At 47.5% G+C, this 24,148-nt stretch carries 13 protein-coding genes, 6 tRNA genes, 3 rRNA genes and 1 pseudogene; all 23 read right to left on the bottom strand.

The annotated features are described in order from the left end of the window. Nucleotides 1–122: 122 nt before the first annotated feature. On the bottom strand, nucleotides 123–434 hold the full coding sequence (rpsJ, locus tag AOC21_RS00300) for a 30S ribosomal protein S10 (protein WP_011901899.1): 312 nt from the start codon (nucleotides 432–434) through the stop codon (nucleotides 123–125). A 123-nt stretch (nucleotides 435–557) separates the two neighbouring features. Next, nucleotides 558–1,748 carry an elongation factor Tu gene (gene tuf / locus AOC21_RS00295; RefSeq protein ID WP_071464430.1) on the bottom strand — a complete coding sequence of 397 codons (1,191 nt, stop codon included), beginning with the start codon at nucleotides 1,746–1,748 and terminating at the stop codon, nucleotides 558–560. Between the two features lie 50 nt (nucleotides 1,749–1,798). After that, the gene (gene fusA, locus AOC21_RS00290) at nucleotides 1,799–3,901 is read right to left on the bottom strand and encodes an elongation factor G (RefSeq protein ID WP_215391866.1); all 2,103 of its coding nucleotides are present in this window, start codon (nucleotides 3,899–3,901) and stop codon (nucleotides 1,799–1,801) included. 27 nt (nucleotides 3,902–3,928) lie between these two features. Beyond that, nucleotides 3,929–4,399 (bottom strand): 30S ribosomal protein S7, encoded by a 471-nt coding sequence (gene rpsG, locus AOC21_RS00285; protein WP_011901897.1) that lies wholly within the window; start codon nucleotides 4,397–4,399, stop codon nucleotides 3,929–3,931. A 161-nt stretch (nucleotides 4,400–4,560) separates the two neighbouring features. Continuing rightward, entirely contained in the window at nucleotides 4,561–4,941 is a 381-nt protein-coding gene (rpsL, locus tag AOC21_RS00280) for a 30S ribosomal protein S12 (protein ID WP_072582063.1), read from the bottom strand. A gap of 177 nt (nucleotides 4,942–5,118) precedes the next feature. Beyond that, complete coding sequence (rpoC, locus tag AOC21_RS00275; RefSeq protein ID WP_215391865.1) at nucleotides 5,119–9,381, bottom strand: DNA-directed RNA polymerase subunit beta'; 4,263 nt, start codon at nucleotides 9,379–9,381, stop codon at nucleotides 5,119–5,121. Between the two features lies 1 nt (nucleotide 9,382). Then, complete coding sequence (gene rpoB / locus AOC21_RS00270; protein ID WP_215391864.1) at nucleotides 9,383–13,483, bottom strand: DNA-directed RNA polymerase subunit beta; 4,101 nt, start codon at nucleotides 13,481–13,483, stop codon at nucleotides 9,383–9,385. Between the two features lie 226 nt (nucleotides 13,484–13,709). Then, nucleotides 13,710–14,087, bottom strand: coding sequence for a 50S ribosomal protein L7/L12 (gene rplL, locus AOC21_RS00265; RefSeq protein ID WP_112202584.1), 378 nt, complete (start codon nucleotides 14,085–14,087; stop codon nucleotides 13,710–13,712). A 159-nt stretch (nucleotides 14,088–14,246) separates the two neighbouring features. Beyond that, a pseudogene (gene rplJ / locus AOC21_RS00260) lies at nucleotides 14,247–14,765 on the bottom strand (50S ribosomal protein L10); the annotation flags it as partial. A 236-nt stretch (nucleotides 14,766–15,001) separates the two neighbouring features. Further along, on the bottom strand, nucleotides 15,002–15,703 hold the full coding sequence (rplA, locus tag AOC21_RS00255; RefSeq protein WP_215348179.1) for a 50S ribosomal protein L1: 702 nt from the start codon (nucleotides 15,701–15,703) through the stop codon (nucleotides 15,002–15,004). Nucleotides 15,704–15,705: 2 nt separating this feature from the next. Further along, on the bottom strand, nucleotides 15,706–16,137 hold the full coding sequence (gene rplK, locus AOC21_RS00250; protein WP_068320088.1) for a 50S ribosomal protein L11: 432 nt from the start codon (nucleotides 16,135–16,137) through the stop codon (nucleotides 15,706–15,708). A 147-nt stretch (nucleotides 16,138–16,284) separates the two neighbouring features. Beyond that, nucleotides 16,285–16,857 (bottom strand): transcription termination/antitermination protein NusG, encoded by a 573-nt coding sequence (gene nusG, locus AOC21_RS00245; RefSeq protein WP_215391862.1) that lies wholly within the window; start codon nucleotides 16,855–16,857, stop codon nucleotides 16,285–16,287. A gap of 7 nt (nucleotides 16,858–16,864) precedes the next feature. Continuing rightward, a complete protein-coding gene (gene secE, locus AOC21_RS00240; RefSeq protein ID WP_215391861.1) occupies nucleotides 16,865–17,242 on the bottom strand; it encodes a preprotein translocase subunit SecE in 378 nt (125 codons plus the stop codon). 20 nt (nucleotides 17,243–17,262) lie between these two features. After that, a tRNA-Trp gene (locus AOC21_RS00235) sits at nucleotides 17,263–17,338 on the bottom strand. Nucleotides 17,339–17,362: 24 nt separating this feature from the next. Then, nucleotides 17,363–18,553 (bottom strand): elongation factor Tu, encoded by a 1,191-nt coding sequence (tuf, locus tag AOC21_RS00230; protein ID WP_071464430.1) that lies wholly within the window; start codon nucleotides 18,551–18,553, stop codon nucleotides 17,363–17,365. Nucleotides 18,554–18,617: 64 nt separating this feature from the next. Beyond that, nucleotides 18,618–18,692, bottom strand: a tRNA-Thr gene (locus tag AOC21_RS00225). Between the two features lie 21 nt (nucleotides 18,693–18,713). Next, nucleotides 18,714–18,787 (bottom strand) — tRNA-Gly (locus tag AOC21_RS00220). Nucleotides 18,788–18,792: 5 nt separating this feature from the next. After that, nucleotides 18,793–18,877 (bottom strand) — tRNA-Tyr (locus AOC21_RS00215). Between the two features lie 104 nt (nucleotides 18,878–18,981). Beyond that, nucleotides 18,982–19,095, bottom strand: a 5S ribosomal RNA gene (rrf, locus tag AOC21_RS00210). 106 nt (nucleotides 19,096–19,201) lie between these two features. Beyond that, a 23S ribosomal RNA gene (locus AOC21_RS00205) occupies nucleotides 19,202–22,075 on the bottom strand. Nucleotides 22,076–22,343: 268 nt separating this feature from the next. After that, nucleotides 22,344–22,419: transfer RNA gene (locus AOC21_RS00200), tRNA-Ala, on the bottom strand. A 30-nt stretch (nucleotides 22,420–22,449) separates the two neighbouring features. Beyond that, a tRNA-Ile gene (locus AOC21_RS00195) sits at nucleotides 22,450–22,526 on the bottom strand. Between the two features lie 58 nt (nucleotides 22,527–22,584). Then, nucleotides 22,585–24,117 (bottom strand): 16S ribosomal RNA (locus AOC21_RS00190). The 16S, 23S and 5S rRNA genes sit together here with 5 tRNA genes alongside, the layout of an rRNA operon. Nucleotides 24,118–24,148: the final 31 nt, after the last annotated feature.

Genomic DNA, 24,148 nt, shown 5'->3' with positions numbered 1-24,148 from the left:
CAATAACTTACAACGTTTTTAATGCTGATAAAACTAAGATTTTCGCTCAAATAATTGAGCGAAGCCTTAGATTCTATCCCGAAAACCCAGTCTTGACAAGCAAAAAGACCGGAAAATACAAATTACTGCAACTTAATTTCGACATCCACACCTGCTGGGAGGTCTAATTTCATCAAAGCATCTACAGTTTTCTCTGTAGGATCAACGATATCCATCAAACGGAGATGGGTACGGATCTCTAACTGATCACGAGATGTCTTGTTCACGTGTGGTGAACGCAAGATATCAAAACGCTCAATACGAGTTGGCAAAGGTACTGGACCCTTAACAACTGCACCAGTACGCTTAGCTGTATCAACGATTTCAGCTGCAGACTGGTCGATTAAACGGTAATCAAATGCTTTAAGGCGAATACGAATTTTTTGGTTTTGCATATTAATTCCAAAGAGCGTTGTGGTGCTGCCACGTTATACATCTAAAGAGCTCGGTGACATCAGCAGCACTGATGTCACCGGTTAGCAAACCGCTAAATATTTTTACTAATTAAAACGTACTACTTAAGCCAAAATCTTTGCAACCACGCCGGCGCCAACAGTACGGCCACCTTCACGGATCGCAAAACGTAAACCTTCTTCCATCGCGATTGGAGCGATGAGTTTTACGGTAATAGTGACGTTATCGCCAGGCATTACCATTTCTTTGTCTTTTGGCAACTCGATTGAACCAGTTACGTCCGTTGTACGGAAGTAAAACTGTGGACGATAGTTGTTAAAGAACGGAGTATGACGACCACCTTCGTCTTTACCCAAGATGTAAACCTCGGCTGTAAAGTGAGTATGTGGAGTGATTGAACCTGGCTTAGCCAATACTTGGCCGCGCTCAACTTCTTCACGTTTTGTACCGCGTAACAAGATACCAACGTTATCGCCTGCTTGACCTTGGTCGAGCAATTTGCGGAACATTTCAACACCAGTACAAGTTGTCTTGAGGGTTGGCTTGATACCGATGATTTCAATCTCTTCGCCCACTTTAACGATACCGCGCTCGATACGGCCTGTAACAACAGTACCGCGACCGGAGATAGAGAACACGTCTTCTACTGGCATCAAGAACGCGCCGTCAACAGCACGCTCTGGAGTTGGGATGTATGTGTCAAGTGCTTCAGCCAATTTCATGATGGCTTCTTTACCCAATGGGCCTTCGTCGCCTTCAAGCGCTAACTTAGCAGAACCTTGAATGATTGGTGTGTCATCGCCAGGGAAGTTGTACTTAGATAGAAGCTCACGAACTTCCATTTCAACTAACTCGAGCAATTCAGCGTCATCAACCATGTCGCACTTGTTCAAGAAAACGACGATGTAAGGAACACCAACTTGGCGTGCCAAGAGGATGTGCTCACGAGTTTGTGGCATTGGGCCGTCAGCAGCAGAACAAACCAAAATAGCGCCGTCCATCTGAGCAGCACCAGTAATCATGTTCTTAACGTAGTCAGCATGCCCTGGGCAGTCAACGTGAGCGTAGTGACGGTTAGCTGTCTCATACTCAACGTGCGCAGTATTAATCGTAATACCACGTGCTTTTTCTTCTGGAGCAGCATCGATCTGATCGTATGCTTTAGCTTCGCCGCCGAATGCTTTAGAGAGCACGGTTGCGATTGCTGCTGTCAATGTAGTTTTACCGTGGTCAACGTGACCGATAGTGCCTACGTTTACGTGCGGTTTTGTCCGCTCGAATTTTTCTTTTGCCATTTTTGTCTGCCTTCTTTAGCTAGTCAATATTCAAAATTAATGTGGATAAATTACTTCGCTTTAGCAGCCATAACTGCTTCAGCAACGTTCTTCGGTGCTTCGGAATAATGCTTAAATTCCATGGTGTAGGTAGCGCGACCTTGGGTCAACGAGCGCAAGCCAGTTGAGTAACCAAACATCTCTGCCAACGGCACTTCAGCGCGAACAATCTTACCGCCGCCTGGAATGTCATCCATACCTTGCAAAATACCGCGACGGGATGAAAGATCGCCCATTACGTTACCCATGAAATCTTCTGGTGTTTCAACTTCAACAGCCATCATCGGCTCAAGCAACACTGGCGCTGCTTTACGCATACCATCTTTGAACGCCATAGAACCCGCCATCTTAAATGCGTTTTCATTGGAGTCAACGTCATGGTATGAACCGAAGAACAATGTAGCTTTGATATCTACAACTGGATAGCCAGCCAAAATACCGGAATTCAATGTCTCGCGAATTCCTTTTTCTACTGCAGGGATGTATTCGCGTGGAACCACACCGCCCTTAATAGCGTCAATGAATTCAAAACCTTTGCCTGGTTCTTGTGGCTCAAGCTTCAATACCACGTGACCGTATTGACCACGACCACCAGACTGCTTAACAAACTTACCTTCGATTTCTTCGCAAACCTTGCGAATCGTTTCGCGATAGGCAACTTGTGGCTTACCAACAGTTGCTTCAACACCAAACTCACGACGCATACGGTCAACCAAAATTTCCAAGTGGAGCTCGCCCATTCCAGAAATAATAGTTTGGCCAGATTCTTCATCAGTCTTAACGCGGAATGATGGATCTTCTTGTGCCAAACGATTCAAAGCAAGACCCATTTTTTCTTGGTCTGGTTTTGTCTTAGGCTCAACAGCTTGAGAGATCACTGGCTCTGGGAATACCATGCGCTCCAAAATCACGATGCTATCTGGATCACACAATGTTTCGCCAGTAGTTGCGTCTTTTAGACCAACTGCAGCAGCGATATCACCTGCATAAACTTCTTTAATTTCTTCACGTTGGTTTGCATGCATCTGCAACAAACGTCCAACACGCTCTTTCTTGCCCTTGATTGGGTTGTAGATTGTGTCGCCTGATTTCATTACGCCTGAGTAAACACGGAAGAAGATGAGCTGACCAACAAACGGGTCGGTCATGATCTTAAATGCCAATGCAGAGAATTTCTCAGCATCATCGGCTTTACGTGTTGTAGGTGTGCCATCTTCCAATTCACATGGAACCGGTGGAACATCCAACGGGGATGGCAGCAGCTCGACCACTGCATCCAACATCGCTTGAACGCCTTTGTTTTTGAAAGCAGTTCCGCACATCATTGGAATGATTTCATTGGCAATCGTACGTTGACGCAATGCTTTTTTGATTTCTTCTTCGGTCAACTCTTCGCCACCGAGGTACTTCTCCATCAATTCTTCTGAACTTTCAGCAGCGGCTTCAACCATCTTTTCGCGCCACTCATCTGCAGACGCCTTTAATTCAGCAGGAATCTCTTCATAGGTAAATTTAGTACCTTGTGAAGCCTCATCCCAATAGATGGCCTTCATTTTTACCAAGTCCACAACGCCCTTGAAATTCTCTTCAGCGCCGATAGGAATCTGGATCAAGATAGGGTTTGCTTTGAGGCGTAACTTCATCTGGTCATAAACCTTGAAGAAGTTCGCACCAGTACGGTCCATCTTGTTTACAAATGCTAAACGTGGAACTTGATACTTATTAGCCTGACGCCAAACAGTTTCAGATTGTGGCTGAACGCCACCTACTGCACAGTAAACCATGCAAGCACCATCTAACACGCGCATTGAACGCTCAACTTCAATAGTGAAGTCTACGTGTCCTGGGGTATCAATAATATTGATACGGTGCTCTGGGAAATTACCAGCCATGCCCTTCCAGAAAGTGGTAGTAGCAGCAGAAGTAATCGTGATACCACGCTCTTGCTCTTGCTCCATCCAGTCCATGGTTGCAGCGCCATCATGCACTTCACCGATCTTGTGGTTAACACCGGTGTAGAACAAAACGCGTTCTGTAGTTGTTGTCTTACCTGCGTCAATGTGCGCAGAAATACCGATATTGCGGTATTTGTCGATAGGGGTTTTACGTGCCACTGTTGGTACCTTTTCTTTGCTGTGCGATTAGAAGCGGAAATGTGAGAAAGCTTTGTTAGCTTCTGCCATACGGTGAACTTCTTCACGCTTCTTCATTGCTCCGCCGCGACCTTCAGCAGCTTCTAATAATTCATTGGCCAAACGTTGAGCCATGGATTTCTCGCCACGCTTTTTAGCGGCTTCGCGCACCCAGCGCATTGCCAAAGCAGAACGACGTGATGGACGAACTTCAACAGGAACCTGATAGTTAGCACCACCAACACGACGGCTCTTCACCTCAACCATTGGCTTAACGTTGCCCATAGCTGTTGAGAAAATTTCGAGTGGTTCTTTATTTGCTTTTTTCTCGATGTGATCAAAGGCACCGTAAACGATACGCTCTGCAACCGATTTCTTGCCGTCCAACATGAGGACGTTCATGAATTTAGCTACTTCTACATTTCCGAATTTTGGATCCGGCAAAATTTCCCGTTTGGGAACTTCACGACGACGTGGCATAACTACTCCTTCAGTTCAGTTAGGGGCGACCCACATGGATCACCCGCTCCGGTTGCCCTACTATCTAAGAAGATTCCTAGACGGAACAACCACTTACTTGTCTTTTAAGTCTGACAAACGAAGACTTACTACAAATACTTCAGCAAAAATCTAATGAAAGATTAGGCAGATTTCTTAGCGCGCTTAGCACCGTACTTGGAACGTGATTGCTTACGGTCTTTAACACCTTGCAAGTCAAGCGAGCCACGAACGATGTGGTAACGAACACCTGGCAAATCCTTTACACGACCACCACGGATTAACACTACTGAGTGTTCCTGGAGGTTATGGCCTTCACCACCAATGTATGAAATAACTTCAAAACCATTGGTTAAGCGAACTTTGGCTACTTTACGAAGCGCAGAGTTAGGCTTTTTAGGAGTAGTGGTGTACACACGTGTACAAACACCACGGCGCTGCGGACTGTTTTCCAATGCAGGGCTCTTGCTTTTAACGATAAGCCTGGATCTTGGCTTGCGTATTAATTGATTAATTGTTGGCATAAAATAGCTCGGTTAGTACTTCTTTGTTGCTTTCTTCAAGAAAATCAATGACTTAGAGAATTTCTAGGTCAAAAAGACCCTCTTCTGAATCAGTAGAACTCAGCATTCTAGCTTGGCCAGCCTTTTCCGTCAACCTAATGGGGAAAAAACTGGCCATTTCTGGCCAGAATTACCAAATTAGCTCGGATCAGCCTCCCCAGCAGGAGCAACGACTTCAGCCTCGATTTCTACAGGCATATTGGCCATTGCTTCCTCTTCGGCGGCAATCATTTGAGCGCGATCACGCTCGAATTGCTCTCTGACCTTGCGCGCACGGCGATAAGACAAGCCGGTACCAGCAGGAATCAGACGACCAATAATGACGTTTTCCTTGAGGCCACGGAGTGTATCGGTCTTGCCCATAATTGCGGCTTCGGTCAATACACGGGTGGTTTCTTGGAAAGAAGCCGCTGAAATGAAGCTGTCTGTCGACAAGGATGCTTTAGTAATACCCAACAGTACGTTTTCGAACTGGGCTGGGCGCTTACCTGCAGCAATCACCAAATCATTAGCGTCATACAGTTTTGAACGCTCAACTTGCTCACCAGTGATGTAGGCAGTATCCCCACCATCAGTGATTTGCACGCGACGCAACATTTGACGCACGATCACTTCAATGTGCTTGTCATTGATCTTCACGCCTTGCAAACGGTAAACGTCTTGAACTTCATCAACAATGTAGATCGCCAACTCTTCAATACCGCGGAGAGTCAAGATGTCATGTGGATCAGCAGGACCTTCCACAATCATCTCGCCCTTGTTCACAACTTGACCGTCATGAACAAGAACTTGCTTCTCTTTAGGAATCAAGAATTCATTGGCTTCGCCGTCCATATCGGTAATCACCAAACGTTGCTTACCTTTGGTTTCTTTACCGAAGGAAACTGTTCCAGTAACTTTCGCCAAGACAGCTGCATCTTTAGGTGAACGTGCTTCGAATAATTCTGCAACGCGTGGCAAACCACCGGTAATGTCGCGAGTCTTCTGTGATTCGATTGGAATACGAGCCAATACTTCACCAACTTCGACTTTTTGACCATCTTTAACAGTAATCAAAGCGCCCACTTGGAGGCCGATGTTTACTGGATGATCAGTGCCGGCGATCATGACTTCGTTACCCTTGTCATCAACTAAGTTGATCATTGGGCGAACGCCTTTGCTTGCAGCAGAACGACGCTTACCGTCAATCACCACCAAAGTGGAGAGACCAGTAACTTCGTCAACCTGCTTAGCAACAGTTACACCCTCTTCGACGTTGTCAAAGCGAGCGATACCAGCGTACTCAGAAATAATCGGACGTGTTAATGGATCCCAAGTCGCCAAGCTTGCGCCAGCCTTAACAGCTGCATCTTCTTTCAACAAGAGAGTTGCACCGTAAGGTACTTTATGACGCTCGCGCTCACGACCATTCTCATCAACGATCAAGGCTTCGCCAGAACGTGAAATCACGATCTGCTCACCCTTTGCGTTCTTCACAACACGCATCGTGCCAGAGAACTTCAAAGCGCCGTTAGATTTGGCTTCAATATTGCTTGCAACCAAAGCACGTGATGCTGCACCGCCGATGTGGAAGGTACGCATAGTCAACTGTGTGCCTGGTTCACCGATGGACTGAGCAGCGATAACACCGACTGCTTCACCAACGTTCACCAAACCACCGCGACCTAAATCGCGTCCGTAGCACTTAGCGCACAAGCCAAAGCGGGTTAAGCAAGACAATACTGTGCGGACTTTAACTTCGTCGATACCCAGTGCCACGATTTGATCAACATGATCTTCGTCGAGCAATGTGTCGTTAGGAACGATGACTTCTTGTGTGTCAGGGTGAACGATGTCACCGATACATACACGACCCAGAATACGGTCACGTAATGCCTCGATAATTTCGCCGCCCTCAACAAGCGCCTTCATAGTTACACCATTCGTTGCGCCGCAATCATCTTCGATCACCACGAGATCTTGAGTAACGTCGCATAAACGACGTGTCAAGTAACCCGAGTTCGCTGTCTTCAACGCTGTATCGGCCAGACCCTTACGAGCACCGTGGGTTGAAATGAAGTACTGCAATACGTTCAAGCCTTCACGGAAGTTCGCAGTAATTGGGGTTTCAATGATGGAGCCATCAGGCTTGGCCATCAAACCACGCATACCAGCTAACTGACGAATCTGCGCTGCAGATCCACGCGCACCAGAATCCGCCATCATGTAGATAGAGTTAAAGGATTCTTGACGCACAGTCTTGCCGTTACGGTCGAGTACGTCAACGTGTGACAACTCGTCCATCATCGCCTTACCAACTTGGTCGCCTGCGGCACCCCAAATATCAACCACGTTGTTATAACGCTCTTGATTGGTTACGAGACCGGACATGAACTGCTTGTCATACTCTTTAACCTTGGCAGAAGCCTCAGTGATGATGCGCTCTTTAGATGTTGGGATCAACATATCGTCAATCGCAACAGAGATACCAGCATTGGTCGCCAAACGGAAACCAGACTGCAAGAGACGGTCAGCAAAAATAACTGTTTCACGCAAACCGCACTTACGGAATGATGTGTTGATCAAGCGTGAGATTTCTTTTTTCTTCAAAGGCTTGTTAATTTCCTCGAAAGACATGCCTTTAGGCAAAATCTCAGACAAGATTGCACGGCCAACTGATGTTTGGTAGATCTTGGTCTTTTCAGCAAAACGAGCGTCGCCCTCTGCCTTCTTGTCCACAATCTCAAACTCGGTAATACGGACAGCAACACGAGAAGCCAACTCAACTTGACCTGCTTCGTATGCACGTACTACTTCAGTAATGTTGGCGAAAACCATGCCTTCGCCTTTACCGTTGATCTTGTCACGTGTAGCGTAGTACAGACCCAACACAACGTCCTGTGAAGGGACGATTGATGGCTCGCCGTTAGCTGGGAACAATACGTTGTTCGAAGCCAACATCAATGTACGTGCTTCCATTTGTGCTTCGAGCGACAAAGGAACGTGAACCGCCATTTGGTCACCGTCAAAGTCGGCGTTAAATGCCGCGCAGACTAATGGGTGCAATTGGATTGCTTTACCTTCAATCAGCATTGGCTCGAAAGCCTGAATACCAAGACGGTGCAATGTAGGCGCACGGTTCAACATGATTGGATGTTCACGAATCACTTCTTCGAGAATGTCCCAAACGATTGGAGTCTGGCTCTCAACTTCTTTCTTCGCAGCCTTGATGGTGGTTGCAATTCCTAAAGTCTCAAGCTTGTTGAAAATGAATGGCTTGAACAACTCCAAAGCCATTAATTTTGGTAAGCCGCACTGATGCAATTTCAATGTAGGGCCAACCACGATGACTGAACGACCAGAGTAGTCAACGCGTTTACCCAACAAGTTTTGACGGAAACGACCGCTCTTACCTTTAATCATCTCAGCCAAGGACTTGAGAGGACGTTTGTTAGCGCCAGTCATAGCCTTACCGCGACGACCGTTGTCGAGCAATGAGTCAACCGCTTCTTGCAACATCCGTTTTTCGTTACGAACGATGATCTCTGGAGCGCGCAACTCTAACAAACGCTTTAAACGGTTGTTACGGTTAATTACGCGACGATAGAGGTCGTTCAAATCGGAGGTAGCAAAGCGACCGCCATCCAATGGCACCAATGGGCGCAATTCCGGCGGCAATACTGGCAATACTTCCATGATCATCCAGTCAGGCTTAATGCCTGAAGTCTGGAACGCCTCGAGCACTTTTAAGCGCTTAGCGTATTTCTTGATCTTGGCATCGCTACCAGTAGCTTTTAAATCAGCACGAATTGTTTCTACTTCGCGATCGATATCAATCGAACGCAAGAGATCACGAATACCTTCCGCGCCCATGATGGCAGTAAACGCACCGTCACCATACTCTTCAGTTTTAGCAATGTATTCGTCTTCAGACATGATCTGACCACGCTTCATCGCGCCTTCAGGAGTCATGCCAGCATCAACCACTACATATGCTTCAAAGTAGAGAACGCGCTCGATATCACGCAATGTCATATCGAGAACCATACCCAAACGGGATGGCAATGACTTCAAGAACCAAATGTGCGCTACAGGAGCCGCCAACTCAATGTGGCCCATACGCTCACGACGTACCTTAGCGAGAGTAACTTCAACGCCGCACTTCTCGCAGATTACGCCACGGAACTTTAATCGCTTGTACTTACCGCATAAGCACTCGTAGTCTTTGGTTGGTCCAAAAATCTTGGCACAGAACAAACCATCACGCTCGGGCTTAAAAGTCCGGTAGTTGATGGTTTCTGGTTTGCGTACTTCACCAAAAGACCATGAGCGAATTTTCTCAGGAGATGCGAGACCAATTTTGATGACATCAAACTGCTCTTCGCCCTGCGTTTGCTTAAATAAATCGAGCAATGCTTTCATATCAGTTGCGCTCCATGTCAATGTCAATACCCAACGAACGGATTTCTTTTACCAGCACGTTGAAGGATTCGGGCATGCCAGCATCAATCGTGTGCTCGCCCTTGACGATGTTTTCGTAAACCTTGGTACGGCCTGCGACGTCATCGGACTTCACTGTCAGCATTTCCTGCAAGACATATGAAGCACCGTATGCTTCGAGGGCCCAGACTTCCATCTCACCAAAGCGCTGACCACCGAACTGAGCTTTACCGCCCAATGGCTGTTGCGTTACTAAAGAGTAAGGTCCGGTTGAACGTGCGTGCATCTTGTCATCGACCAAATGGTGAAGTTTCAAGACGTGCATTACGCCAACAGTTACTGGACGCTCAAATTGATCGCCAGTACGGCCGTCGCACAAAATCATTTGCTGACGTGAAGGAGTCATCTTCAAAGATTTAGCAACATCTTCTGGATACGCCAACTCGAGCATGCGTCCGATTTCAGCTTCAGTAGCACCGTCAAACACTGGAGTAGCAAATGGCAAGCCTTGGCGTAGATTCTCAGCCAAAACATTAATCTGCTCATCAGTGAAGTTGTCGATGTCTTCAATGCGGCCTGTTTCGTTATAAAGCTGCTTGAAGAACTTACGCAATTCAGCTTGCTTAGCATGTTCACGAACCATCTCATCGATACGCTTACCAATACCTTGAGCCGCCCAACCTAAGTGGGTTTCCAAGATCTGACCAACGTTCATACGGGAAGGAACGCCCAATGGGTTCAAGACGATGTCTACAGGGCGTCCGTCAGCCATAAATGGCATGTCTTCTGCTGGGGCGATTTTAGAAACCACACCTTTGTTACCGTGACGACCAGCCATCTTGTCACCAGGCTGCAAGCGACGCTTAACAGCCAAGTAAACCTTAACCATCTTGGTTACGCCAGGTTGTAAATCATCGCCCTGGGTAAGTTTGGTGCGCTTCTCTTCAAAAGCTTCGTCAAACTGTTTGCGTTTCGCTTCGATAGAAGACTTGATTGCTTCAACTTGTGAGGCAACTTCGTCGTCTGCCGGGCGAACATCGAACCAATGGTATTTGTCCAAATCAGCAAGGTATTCCTTGTCGATCTTAGTGCCTTTAGCTAATTTCTTAGGGCCGCCGTTGGCAACTTTGCCAATCAACAACTTTTCTAAACGCATGAAGGCATCGCCTTCAACAATACGCAACTGGTCGTTCAAGTCCAAACGATAGCGCTGTAATTCTTCTTGAATAATTGCTTGTGCACGGGCATCACGCTCAATACCTTCACGGGTGAAGACTTGAACATCGATCACGGTACCAATCATTCCTGATGGAACGCGCAAAGAGGTATCTTTAACGTCAGATGCTTTTTCACCGAAGATCGCACGGAGGAGCTTCTCTTCCGGAGTGAGTGTAGTCTCGCCCTTTGGAGTTACCTTACCAACCAATACGTCACCAGCTTCAACTTCAGCACCGATGTAAACAATACCGCTCTCATCCAAACGGGAGAGTTGTGACTCTGCCAAATTGGAAATATCGCGAGTAATTTCTTCTGAACCAAGCTTGGTATCACGCGCAACCACTGACAACTCTTCAATATGAATAGAGGTGTAGCGGTCATCAGCAACAACTTTTTCAGAGATCAAGATTGAATCTTCGAAGTTGTAACCGTTCCATGGCATAAATGCCACAGTCATGTTTTGACCCAAAGCCAATTCACCCAAATCGGTAGATGCGCCGTCAGCAACAACGTCGCCGCGGACAACACGATCACCAGCTTGAACGATTGGACGTTGGTTAATGTTGGTATTTTGGTTTGAACGGGTGTACTTGATGAGGTTATAAATATCCACACCAACTTCACCAGCAGCAGTCTCATCATCGTTTACACGAATCACAACACGGTTAGCATCAACATAGTCAACGATACCGCCACGGGACGCCAAAATAACTGTACCGGAGTCGACCGCAACAATGCGCTCTAAACCTGTACCAACCAATGGCTTGTCTGGACGCAAGCAAGGAACTGCTTGACGCTGCATGTTCGCACCCATCAACGCACGGTTCGCATCATCGTGCTCTAAGAATGGAACGAGTGAAGCAGCGGCAGAAACGATCTGGCTAGGAGCAACGTCGATGAAATCGATGCGCTCTGGGCTAACCATCATGGTTTCACCAGCTTGACGAGCAGAAACGAGTTCGTCGGCTAACTTACCACTCTTATCGATTGTTGCGTTCGCCTGAGCAATCACATACTTCGCCTCTTCAATCGCAGAGAGGTAAACCACTTCATCGCTTACCTTGCTATTGGAAACTTTACGGTATGGAGTCTCAAGGAAACCATGCTCATTCAGACGCGCAAATAACGCGAGTGAGTTGATCAAACCAATGTTTGGTCCTTCTGGAGTTTCGATTGGGCAAACACGTCCGTAGTGGGTTGGATGCACGTCGCGCACTTCAAAGCCTGCGCGCTCGCGTGTCAAACCACCAGGTCCCAATGCAGAAATACGACGCTTGTGCGTGATCTCTGAAAGTGGGTTGGTTTGGTCCATAAACTGGGACAACTGTGAAGAACCGAAGAACTCACGAATCGCAGAAGAGATTGGCTTGCTGTTAATCAAGTCATGCGGCATGAGGTTTTCTGTTTCGGCTTGGCCGAGACGTTCTTTAACCGCACGCTCAACACGTGACAAACCAGCACGGAATTGGTTTTCAGCCAATTCACCAACGCAACGTACACGACGATTACCTAAGTGATCGATATCGTCTACTTCGCCTTTGCCATTACGCAAATCTACGAGGGACTTAATCGTGTCGAGAATATCTTCGTTCGACAGAACCATTGGACCTTCCATTTCTGGACGGTTCAAACGGCTGTTGACCTTCATACGGCCAACGCGTGACAAATCGTAAGTATCTTCGTTGTAGAACAAGCGCTGGAACAAGGCTTCAACAGCATCTTCTGTTGGAGGCTCGCCAGGACGCATCATGCGGTAAATGGCGATACGAGCGGCCATTTGGTCCGCAGTTTCATCAGTACGCAATGTCTGTGAAATATATGCGCCAGAATCCAAATCATTGGTGTAGATGGTTTCTAATTGCTTGATGCCTGCATCGCGCAATGTAGCCAATACTTCTTCAGTGATCTCATCATTAGCGTAAGCCAAGATTTCACCAGAGTCTGGATCAACAATATTGCGTGCAACTACACGACCAATTAAATAGTCATCTGGTACAGCGATCGTTTTTGTCTTAGCAGCTTCGAGTTCGCGAATATGCTTTGCATTGATACGCTTGTCTTTTTGAATGACTACTACGCCATTCTTGTCGAGCACATCAAAACTAGCCAACTGACCACGCAAACGCTCTGGTACAAATTCCATTGAGCCGCCGTTAGCAGTCAATGAGAAATGGTCAAAGTTAAAGAAGTTAGCAAGAATCTGTTCGTTGTTTAAACCAATTGCTTTGAGCAAAATGGTGACAGGCATCTTACGACGACGGTCAACGCGGAAATAGAGAATGTCTTTTGGATCAAACTCAAAATCGAGCCATGAACCACGGTAAGGAATGATGCGTGCTGAGAACAGCAACTTACCCGAGCTATGTGTCTTGCCCTTGTCGTGCTCAAAGAACACGCCTGGGGAACGGTGCAACTGAGAAACGATCACGCGCTCAGTACCGTTAATCACAAAAGAGCCGTTTTCTGTCATGAGTGGAATTTCACCCATGTAGACTTCGCTCTCTTTTACCTCTTTAACCTTAGTAGGCGCTTCGCGATCATAAATAATCAAGCGAACTTTTGCGCGTAAGGCAGAGTGGTATGTGTAACCACGTTGTTGACATTCTTTAACGTCAAACGGTGGCTGTGATAACTGGTAAGACACGTATTCCATACGTGCATAGCCGTTGTTAGACACAATTGGGAATGCTGATGTAAAGGCAGCTTGAAGTCCCTCAGTAAGACGAGACATTGCTGGCTTTTCAGCCTGTAAAAATTTAGCGTAGGATTCCAGCTGCGTTGCGATCAGGTACGGAACCTGGTGGTTGTTTACTCGCTTAGCAAAGCTTTTACGGACTCGCTTGCGTTCGGTGAAGCTATAGTTCATTTCATCTCCGAATTCAGCGACTGTACAAAGATTTGGCGATTGGCCACTACCAATCACTGGCGGACAACACTAAATCGAAAGATCTAGTGTCCGACCAAACTTGCATTCTGCAGTCGTATCAGAAGGCAAACCCGATTTCAATCAGAAATGAAATCGGGTTTGACCTCTAGAGGTCAAACCCAACATGGCTAACGCCTCTTTGTGAGAGGCGCCAGCATTGTGTGTATTACTTGAGTTCTGCTTTAGCGCCAGCTTCTTCAAGCTTCTTCTTAGCTTCTTCAGCAGTTTTCTTGTCAACGCCTTCTTTGATTGGCTTCGGTGCACCGTCAACCAAGTCCTTAGCTTCTTTCAAGCCAAGACCAGTAATTTCGCGAACTGCCTTAATTACTGAAACCTTGTTTGCGCCAGCTTCGAGCAAGTTAACAGTGAATTCTGTTTGCTCTTCAGCAGCAGCACCGCCACCGCCTGCACCAGCAGGACCAGCAACAGCCATAGCTGCAGCTGAAACGCCAAACTTCTCTTCGAACGCCTTAACCAAGTCGTTCAAATCCATAACGGACATGCTACCTACTGCATCAATGATTTCTTCTTTAGTAATCGCCATTTTTAGCTCCTAATACTTAAATAGTTAATCTGTCGCTTATTCAGCGGCAGGGGTTTCGTTTGCTTCTGTTCCAGCTTCTGGGGCTGCGGCTGCAGGCTCAGCACTTGCTTCTGGAGCGGCGGCTTCAGCAACTACTTCTGCTGGGGCTGCTGCTACTTCTGCTACCGGTGCTGCAACAGGAGCAGGTGCTCCTTCTGCCTTTTGTGCTGCTACTGCGCCCAATACGCGAGCCATCGCAGAGACAGGCGCCAACATCACACCTAACAACTGAGATAACAACTCGTCGCGGCTTGGAATTGTTGCAAGGGCTTTAACGCCTGCAACATCTAACAACTTGCCGTTATATAAGCCAGCAGTAATGACTAGCTTGTCTTGAGTCTTAGCAAAGGCCTGCAATACTTTTGCCGAAGCAATCGGATCAGCAGAAATGCCATAGATCAAGGGGCCAACCATCGAATCAGCAAGAGGCTCAAACTGTGTGCCTTGTGCAGCACGGCGTGCCAATGTGTTCTTCAAAACGCGAAGATATACACCTTGGTCACGTGCGCTAGCACGTAGCTTTGTCAACTGCTCTACTGGAATACCACGGTATTCAGCGAGCACGACTGTTTGAGCTCCAGCCAATTGAGCGCCGACATCAGCAACAATCGCTTTTTTGTCTTGTACATTCAAAGGCACGGTTTAACTCCATAAAAACCAACTGTTGCCAGTTGGGGTTACACACCAGCGTCTGATCATTTGTTCACAAAGTTCTTGTGAAAATCTTTTCAGGGTCGCCATCTGCGCTGGCTATTACTTTCGTAACGATTAAGAATTAACTCTGTATTAGCAACTAATCCACCAACGGTCTTTGATGTTCGACTCTCACTGCAAGAATGGGAGTCGACCCAAAGTTCTTTTTTGTTACAAGCTAATTAAGCTGCAGCCTGTAACGATGCTTGGTCTACGCGTACGCCTGCACCCATGGTGCTGCTTACGGCAACCTTCTTTAAATAAATACCCTTTGATGCAGGTGGCTTTGCTTTATTCAAAGCCTCGAGCAATGCGAGCAAGTTAGATTTCAATGCAGTTGGCTCGAATGAACGACGGCCAATGCTTGCGTGCACGATACCGGCTTTGTCCACACGGAACTGAACTTGACCAGCTTTTGCATTCTTAACTGCAGTAGCAACGTCAGGAGTAACTGTTCCAACTTTTGGATTCGGCATCAAACCACGTGGGCCCAATACTTGACCTAAAGTACCAACAATTTTCATTGTGTCTGGAGATGCGATCAAAATATCAAAATCAATTTTGCCGCCTTTAATTTGTTCAGCAAGATCTTCCATGCCAACAATTTCTGCACCAGCAGCTTTAGCTTGTTCAGCCTTCTCGCCTTGTGCAAAAACAGCAACACGAACATGCTTACCTGTACCAGCTGGGAGCACTACTGCGCCACGCACAACTTGGTCAGATTTCTTAGCATCAATACCTAACTGAACAGCAACGTCGATAGACTCATCAAACTTAGCAGTTGCACACTCTTTAACGAGGTTCAATGCATCATCTAATGAATAGAATTTGTTGCGATCAACTTTAGATTGAATTGCTTTAACGCGTTTAGATAATTTAGTCATGATTAGAGACCTTCCACAGTGATGCCCATGGAACGGGCGCTACCAGCGATTGTTCTAACAGCTGCATCCATATCGGCTGCTGTCAAATCTGGCATTTTTGCTTTAGCGATTTCTTCCGCTTGAGCACGAGTAATTGAACCCACTTTATCGGTATGAGGACGTGGTGATCCTTTTTCAATCTTCGCAGCCTTCTTAATCATGATGGTTGCTGGAGGAGTCTTCATGATGAATGTGAAGCTCTTATCAGCAAACGCTGTAATCACGACTGGAATTGGTAGGCCAGGTTCCATGCTCTGAGTTTGAGCATTAAACGCCTTACAGAATTCCATAATGTTAAGACCGCGTTGACCCAATGCTGGACCTACGGGTGGTGATGGATTTGCTTTACCTGCAGGGATCTGCAGCTTAATAAAGCCAATAATCTTCTTTGCCATGTGTGCTCCTTAAAGCGCGCCTAACCTCATTAGGAAAGACCGCTGTTGAGTAAACGCTTCGCTAGTTTTTGGCTTTCTAGCTCCGCTCCTCGGTTATTGCTAACCACTTAACTGCCAACTACTAAAACCAGGACTAAGTCCTTGTTTTTACATCTTTTCTACCTGGCCGAACTCCAACTCAACTGGGGTACCGCGGCCAAAAATTGTAACAGAAACGCGCAATCTTGACTTCTCATAATTGACTTCTTCGATATTTCCGTTGAAATCAACAAATGGACCTTCTTTGACACGTACGATCTCGCCAACCTCAAATAGGGTCTTAGGCTTAGGTTTATCCACCCCAGCCTGCATTTGATCCATGATTTTGGCTACTTCAGCCGTAGAAATAGGGCTTGGACGGTTACGAACACCGCCTACGAAACCAGTCACTTTTGGCGTGTTTTTCACTAAATGCCAGCTCTCGTCGGTCATTTCCATCTCGATCAGGACATATCCTGGGAAGAAACGACGCTCAGAAACTGATTTAGCACCGGATTTGATCTCCACAACCTCTTCGGAAGGGACCAAAATTCGGCCAAATTTTTCAGGCATGCCAGAGCGCGCAATACGCTCTTCAAGGCCTTTTTTCACGCTTTTTTCCATGCCAGAATAAGCATGAATAACATACCAGCGCATATTGCCGGTAGCCTGGGGATTTGTAGCTACTTCAGTATCAGTCATTTTTTACTCACTTCCAGCCCAAAAAGACTGAAAAAACTAGCCATTCAATCAATTTGTCTGCCATCCATAAAAACAGGGACATGATCAGAACAAAGCCAAATACGACTAGAGTCATTTGGGTGGTCTCTTTACGAGTTGGCCAAACAACCTTTTTTACTTCGTACCAAGAATCTTTTGCGTAGGCAATAAAACGACGCCCATCTGGTGAAATCGCCACGATGACAACTGCAGCTGCAATACCGCCAAACAAAACAGCCAAACGAACCAACATGGATTGATCCGCCAGCGTGTAGTAAAGAACTAACGCCGCAACAACGATTAAAGCAGCGAGTCCAGAGACCCAGCCGCTTTTTTCTTCAGTATGACTTGCTGTTTGATGAGACATTTTGCTTTCAGTTCAAATCGTGGCAGGGGCGGAGGGCATCGAACCCCCAACCTTTGGTTTTGGAGACCAACGCTCTGCCAATTGAGCTACACCCCTTTATAAAAACTAATTACTTACTACTTAAGCCAAAATCTTTGCAACCACGCCGGCGCCAACAGTACGGCCACCTTCACGGATCGCAAAACGTAAACCTTCTTCCATCGCGATTGGAGCGATGAGTTTTACGGTAATAGTGACGTTATCGCCAGGCATTACCATTTCTTTGTCTTTTGGCAACTCGATTGAACCAGTTACGTCCGTTGTACGGAAGTAAAACTGTGGACGATAGTTGTTAAAGAACGGAGTATGACGACCACCTTCGTCTTTACCCAAGATGTAAACCTCGGCTGTAAAGTGAGTATGTGGAGTGATTGAACCTGGCTTAGCCAATACTTGGCCGCGCTCAACTTCTTCACGTTTTGTACCGCGTAACAAGATACCAACGTTATCGCCTGCTTGACCTTGGTCGAGCAATTTGCGGAACATTTCAACACCAGTACAAGTTGTCTTGAGGGTTGGCTTGATACCGATGATTTCAATCTCTTCGCCCACTTTAACGATACCGCGCTCGATACGGCCTGTAACAACAGTACCGCGACCGGAGATAGAGAACACGTCTTCTACTGGCATCAAGAACGCGCCGTCAACAGCACGCTCTGGAGTTGGGATGTATGTGTCAAGTGCTTCAGCCAATTTCATGATGGCTTCTTTACCCAATGGGCCTTCGTCGCCTTCAAGCGCTAACTTAGCAGAACCTTGAATGATTGGTGTGTCATCGCCAGGGAAGTTGTACTTAGATAGAAGCTCACGAACTTCCATTTCAACTAACTCGAGCAATTCAGCGTCATCAACCATGTCGCACTTGTTCAAGAAAACGACGATGTAAGGAACACCAACTTGGCGTGCCAAGAGGATGTGCTCACGAGTTTGTGGCATTGGGCCGTCAGCAGCAGAACAAACCAAAATAGCGCCGTCCATCTGAGCAGCACCAGTAATCATGTTCTTAACGTAGTCAGCATGTCCTGGGCAGTCAACGTGAGCGTAGTGACGATTTGCAGTCTCATACTCAACGTGCGCAGTATTAATCGTAATACCACGTGCTTTTTCTTCTGGAGCAGCATCGATCTGATCGTATGCTTTAGCTTCGCCGCCGAATGCTTTAGAGAGCACGGTTGCGATTGCTGCTGTCAATGTAGTTTTACCGTGGTCAACGTGACCGATAGTGCCTACGTTTACGTGCGGTTTTGTCCGCTCGAATTTTTCTTTTGCCATTTTTAATCTGCCTTTAGTTAACTCTTAAACCAAACACGAAATACACAATTAATAAAATCAAACATGGTGCCCATGGGCAGGATCGAACTGCCGACCTCTCCCTTACCAAGGGAGTGCTCTACCACTGAGCCACATGGGCGAAATCTAATGCAACAAATTCTGGAGCGGGATAAGAGAATCGAACTCTTGACCGAAGATTGGAAATCTGCTGTTTTACCATTAAACTAATCCCGCACATCTGGTGGAGGGGGTAGGATTCGAACCTACGTAGGCATAGCCAACAGATTTACAGTCTGCCTCCTTTAGCCGCTCGGACACCCCTCCGCGAACCCAATATTCTGACTCCAAATGGAGTTTCTGTCAATATCTCTAAACGCTTTGCACAAGTAAAAACGCCCAGACCTAAAGGGTCTGGGCGTCGCATTGGTGCCCGGCAGTTACCTACTTTCACACGGGTAATCCGCACTATCATCGGCGTAAAGTCGTTTCACTGTCCTGTTCGGGATGGGAAGGAGTGGTTCCAACTTGCTATGGTCACCGGGCGTAGAGGGTCGAGTTGCTGATTAAATCAACAACTCTATTTGAGTAAGCATGTAATAAGGATGCAGATTAAATCTGGCAAACATCCAACACAATAGTGCTGGTTATAGGATCAAGCCTAACGGGCAATTAGTATCGGTTAGCTTAATGCATTACTGCACTTCCACACCCGACCTATCAACGTTGTGGTCTTCAACGACCCTTTATGTAGGTTAAACCTACGGGAGATCTCATCTTCAGGCAAGTTTCCCGCTTAGATGCTTTCAGCGGTTATCTCTTCCATTCATAGCTACCCTGCGATGCTTCTGGCGAAACAACAGGTACACCAGCGGAATGTCCACTCCGGTCCTCTCGTACTAGGAGCAGCCCCCGTCAAATCTCCAACGCCCATGGCAGATAGGGACCAAACTGTCTCACGACGTTTTAAACCCAGCTCACGTACCTCTTTAAATGGCGAACAGCCATACCCTTGGGACCGGCTACAGCCCCAGGATGAGATGAGCCGACATCGAGGTGCCAAACACCGCCGTCGATATGAACTCTTGGGCGGTATCAGCCTGTTATCCCCAGAGTACCTTTTATCCGTTGAGCGATGGCCCTTCCATACAGAACCACCGGATCACTATGACCTGCTTTCGCACCTGCTCGACTTGTCGGTCTCGCAGTTAAGCACGCTTTTGCCATTGCACTTTAGGTACGATGTCCGACCGTACCAAGCGTACCTTCGTACTCCTCCGTTACACTTTGGGAGGAGACCGCCCCAGTCAAACTGCCTACCATGCACTGTTCCCGACCCGGATAACGGGCCAAGGTTAGAACCTCAAATAAATCAGGGTGGTATTTCAAGGTTGGCTCCAACAGAACTAGCATCCTGTTATCAACGCCTCCCACCTATCCTACACAGACCGATTCAAAGTCCAATGCAAAGCTACAGTAAAGGTTCATGGGGTCTTTCCGTCTAGCCACGGGTAGATTGCATCATCACAAACATTTCAACTTCGCTGAGTCTCAGGAGGAGACAGTGTGGCCATCGTTACGCCATTCGTGCAGGTCGGAACTTACCCGACAAGGAATTTCGCTACCTTAGGACCGTTATAGTTACGGCCGCCGTTTACTGGGACTTCAATCAAGAGCTTGCACCCCATCATTTAATCTTCCAGCACCGGGCAGGCGTCACACCCTATACGTCCACTTTCGTGTTTGCAGAGTGCTGTGTTTTTATTAAACAGTCGCAGCCACCTTTTTATTGCAACCCTTTCGTCCTCCCCTTGTACAGGGTCAAACTACCAGGGCGTACCTTATCCCGAAGTTACGGTACAAATTTGCCGAGTTCCTTCTCCTGAGTTCTCTCAAGCGCCTTAGAATACTCATCTCGCCCACCTGTGTCGGTTTGCGGTACGGTCTTGTTAGACTGAAGCTTAGAGGCTTTTCTTGGAACCACTTCCAATTGCTTCGCGAATAAATTCGCTCGTCTCACGCCCTTGAATTACGCTACCGGATTTACCTAATAGCCATCTCCAACGCAAGAACCGGGACTTCCAACACCCGGACAACTTTCCGCGATCCGTCCCCCCATCGCATCTAACAATGGTCAAGGAATATTAACCTTGTTCCCATCAGCTACGCATCTCTGCCTCGCCTTAGGGGCCGACTCACCCTGTTCCGATGAACGTTGAACAGGAAACCTTGGGCTTACGGCGAGGGGGCTTTTCACCCCCTTTATCGCTACTCATGTCAGCATTCGCACTTCTGATACCTCCAGCATCCTTTACAAGACACCTTCACAGGCTTACAGAACGCTCTCCTACCATCACATTGCTGTGATCCGCAGCTTCGGTTATATGCTTAGCCCCGTTACATCTTCCGCGCAGGACGACTCGATCAGTGAGCTATTACGCTTTCTTTAAAGGATGGCTGCTTCTAAGCCAACCTCCTGACTGTTTTAGCCTTCCCACTTCGTTTCCCACTTAGCATATATTAGGGACCTTAGCTGGCGGTCTGGGTTGTTTCCCTCTTGACACCGGACGTTAGCACCCGATGTCTGTCTCCCGTGCTTGCACTTGTAGGTATTCGGAGTTTGCTATGGCGCAGTAATCCGCAATGGACCCCACTACCATGACAGTGCTCTACCCCCTACAGTGATACACGAGGCACTACCTAAATAGTTTTCGGAGAGAACCAGCTATTTCCAGTTTTGTTTAGCCTTTCACCCCTATCCACAGCTCATCCCCTAACTTTTCAACGTTAGTGGGTTCGGTCCTCCAGTACGTGTTACCGCACCTTCAACCTGGCCATGGATAGATCAACTGGTTTCGGGTCTACACCCAGCAACTAGCGCCCTATTCGGACTCGCTTTCGCTACGCCTTCCCTATTCGGTTAAGCTTGCTACTGAATGTAAGTCGCTGACCCATTATACAAAAGGTACGCAGTCACCCCTTACGAGGCTCCTACTGTTTGTATGCACACAATTTCAGGATCTATTTCACTCCCCTCCCGGGGTTCTTTTCGCCTTTCCCTCACGGTACTTGTTCACTATCGGTCGATTACGAGTATTTAGCCTTGGAGGATGGTCCCCCCATATTCAGACAGGATTTCACGTGTCCCGCCCTACTTGTCTCTAGCCTAGTACCACCCAATAATTTTCACATACGGGACTATCACCCTTTATTGTTGGACTTTCCATTCCATTCTGTTAATTACTGAGCTATCACTAGAAGGCTGTTCCCATTTCGCTCGCCACTACTCTGGGAATCTCGGTTGATGTCTTTTCCTCTTGCTACTTAGATGTTTCAGTTCACAAGGTTCGCTTCTCATACCCTATGTATTCAGGTATGGATACCACAAAAGTGGTGGGTTTCCCCATTCAGAAATCCCCGGATCAAAGCTTATTTACCAGCTCCCCGGGGCTTATCGCAGGTTATAACGTCTTTCGTCGCCTGTAATCGCCAAGGCATCCATCATGTGCACTTATTCACTTGATCCTATAACGAGCACCATTGCTAGTAACCGTTATAGGTTTTACTTCTACTTCTGACATGTTTGCCGTAATCCAAACTGTAAGTACTTTGTTAAGAACTTGGTAAAACTCGTTTGTATTACTGATTGATGATTCAATCTTTACCCTTATTACATTGTCAAATGTCCTCTCAAAGAAACATTTGACACTTTGCTTACTCAAATTTTTAAAGAACAGCCATAAATGGCAAAACTAAATAATCGTTAGATCACTTAGTTTTGACATTTAGATGATGGTGGAGGATGACGGGATCGAACCGACGACCCCCTGCTTGCAAAGCAGGTGCTCTCCCAGCTGAGCTAATCCCCCAACGTCCCACTAAGTCTTGTTTCTGGCTGGTGGTGGGTCTGGTAGGACTTGAACCTACGACCCCTGCGTTATCAACACAGTGCTCTAACCAGCTGAGCTACAGACCCGTGGCTTTTATTGTCAACCGATAAGTGTGGGCACTAGGATTCAGCATCTTTTCTCTAGAAAGGAGGTGATCCAGCCGCACCTTCCGATACGGCTACCTTGTTACGACTTTACCCCAGTCATGAACCCTGCCGTGGCAGTCGCCCTCCTTGCGGTTAGGCTAACGGCTTCTGGCAAAACCCACTCCCATGGTATGACGGGCGGTGTGTACAAGACCCGGGAACGTATTCACCGCGACATTCTGATCCGCGATTACTAGCGATTCCAGCTTCACGTAGTCGAGTTGCAGACTACGATCCGGACTACGATGCATTTTCTGAGATTAGCTCCCCCTCGCGGGTTGGCAACCCTCTGTATGCACCATTGTATGACGTGTGAAGCCCTACCCATAAGGGCCATGAGGACTTGACGTCATCCCCACCTTCCTCCGGTTTGTCACCGGCAGTCTCTTTAGAGTGCTCTTGCGTAGCAACTAAAGACAAGGGTTGCGCTCGTTGCGGGACTTAACCCAACATCTCACGACACGAGCTGACGACAGCCATGCAGCACCTGTGTTCACTTTCTCTTACGAGCACCTAATGTATCTCTACTTCGTTAGTGACATGTCAAGGGTAGGTAAGGTTTTTCGCGTTGCATCGAATTAATCCACATCATCCACCGCTTGTGCGGGTCCCCGTCAATTCCTTTGAGTTTTAATCTTGCGACCGTACTCCCCAGGCGGCTGACTTCACGCGTTAGCTACGTTACTCAGGATGTAAATCCCGAACAACTAGTCAGCATCGTTTAGGGCGTGGACTACCAGGGTATCTAATCCTGTTTGCTCCCCACGCTTTCGTGCATGAGCGTCAGTGTTATCCCAGGGGGCTGCCTTCGCCATTGGTATTCCTCCACATATCTACGCATTTCACTGCTACACGTGGAATTCTACCCCCCTCTGACACACTCTAGCTATACAGTCACAGGCGCCATTCCCAGGTTAAGCCCGGGGATTTCACGCCTGTCTTGTATAACCGCCTGCGCACGCTTTACGCCCAGTAATTCCGATTAACGCTCGCACCCTACGTATTACCGCGGCTGCTGGCACGTAGTTAGCCGGTGCTTATTCTTCAGGTACCGTCATTCCCGGACTGTGTTAGAGCCGGTGTTTCTTCCCTGACAAAAGAGCTTTACAACCCGAAGGCCTTCTTCACTCACGCGGCATTGCTGGATCAGGGTTTCCCCCATTGTCCAAAATTCCCCACTGCTGCCTCCCGTAGGAGTCTGGGCCGTGTCTCAGTCCCAGTGTGGCTGATCGTCCTCTCAGACCAGCTACTGATCGTCGCCTTGGTGGGCTTTTACCCCACCAACAAGCTAATCAGGCATCGGCCGCTCTAATCGCGCGAGGTCTTTCGATCCCCCGCTTTCCCCCTCAGGGCGTATGCGGTATTAGCACAGCTTTCGCTGCGTTATCCCCCACGATAAGGTACGTTCCGATGTATTACTCACCCGTTCGCCACTCGCCACCAGGTGCAAGCACCCGTGCTGCCGTTCGACTTGCATGTGTAAGGCATGCCGCCAGCGTTCAATCTGAGCCAGGATCAAACTCTTCAGTTCAATTCCTGTGATCCTTGCGGATCGTCGCACT

Source organism: Polynucleobacter sp. VK25 (genome assembly GCF_018687355.1).
GTDB lineage: Bacteria > Pseudomonadota > Gammaproteobacteria > Burkholderiales > Burkholderiaceae > Polynucleobacter.
This window is presented reverse-complemented; position numbering and strand designations above follow the sequence as displayed.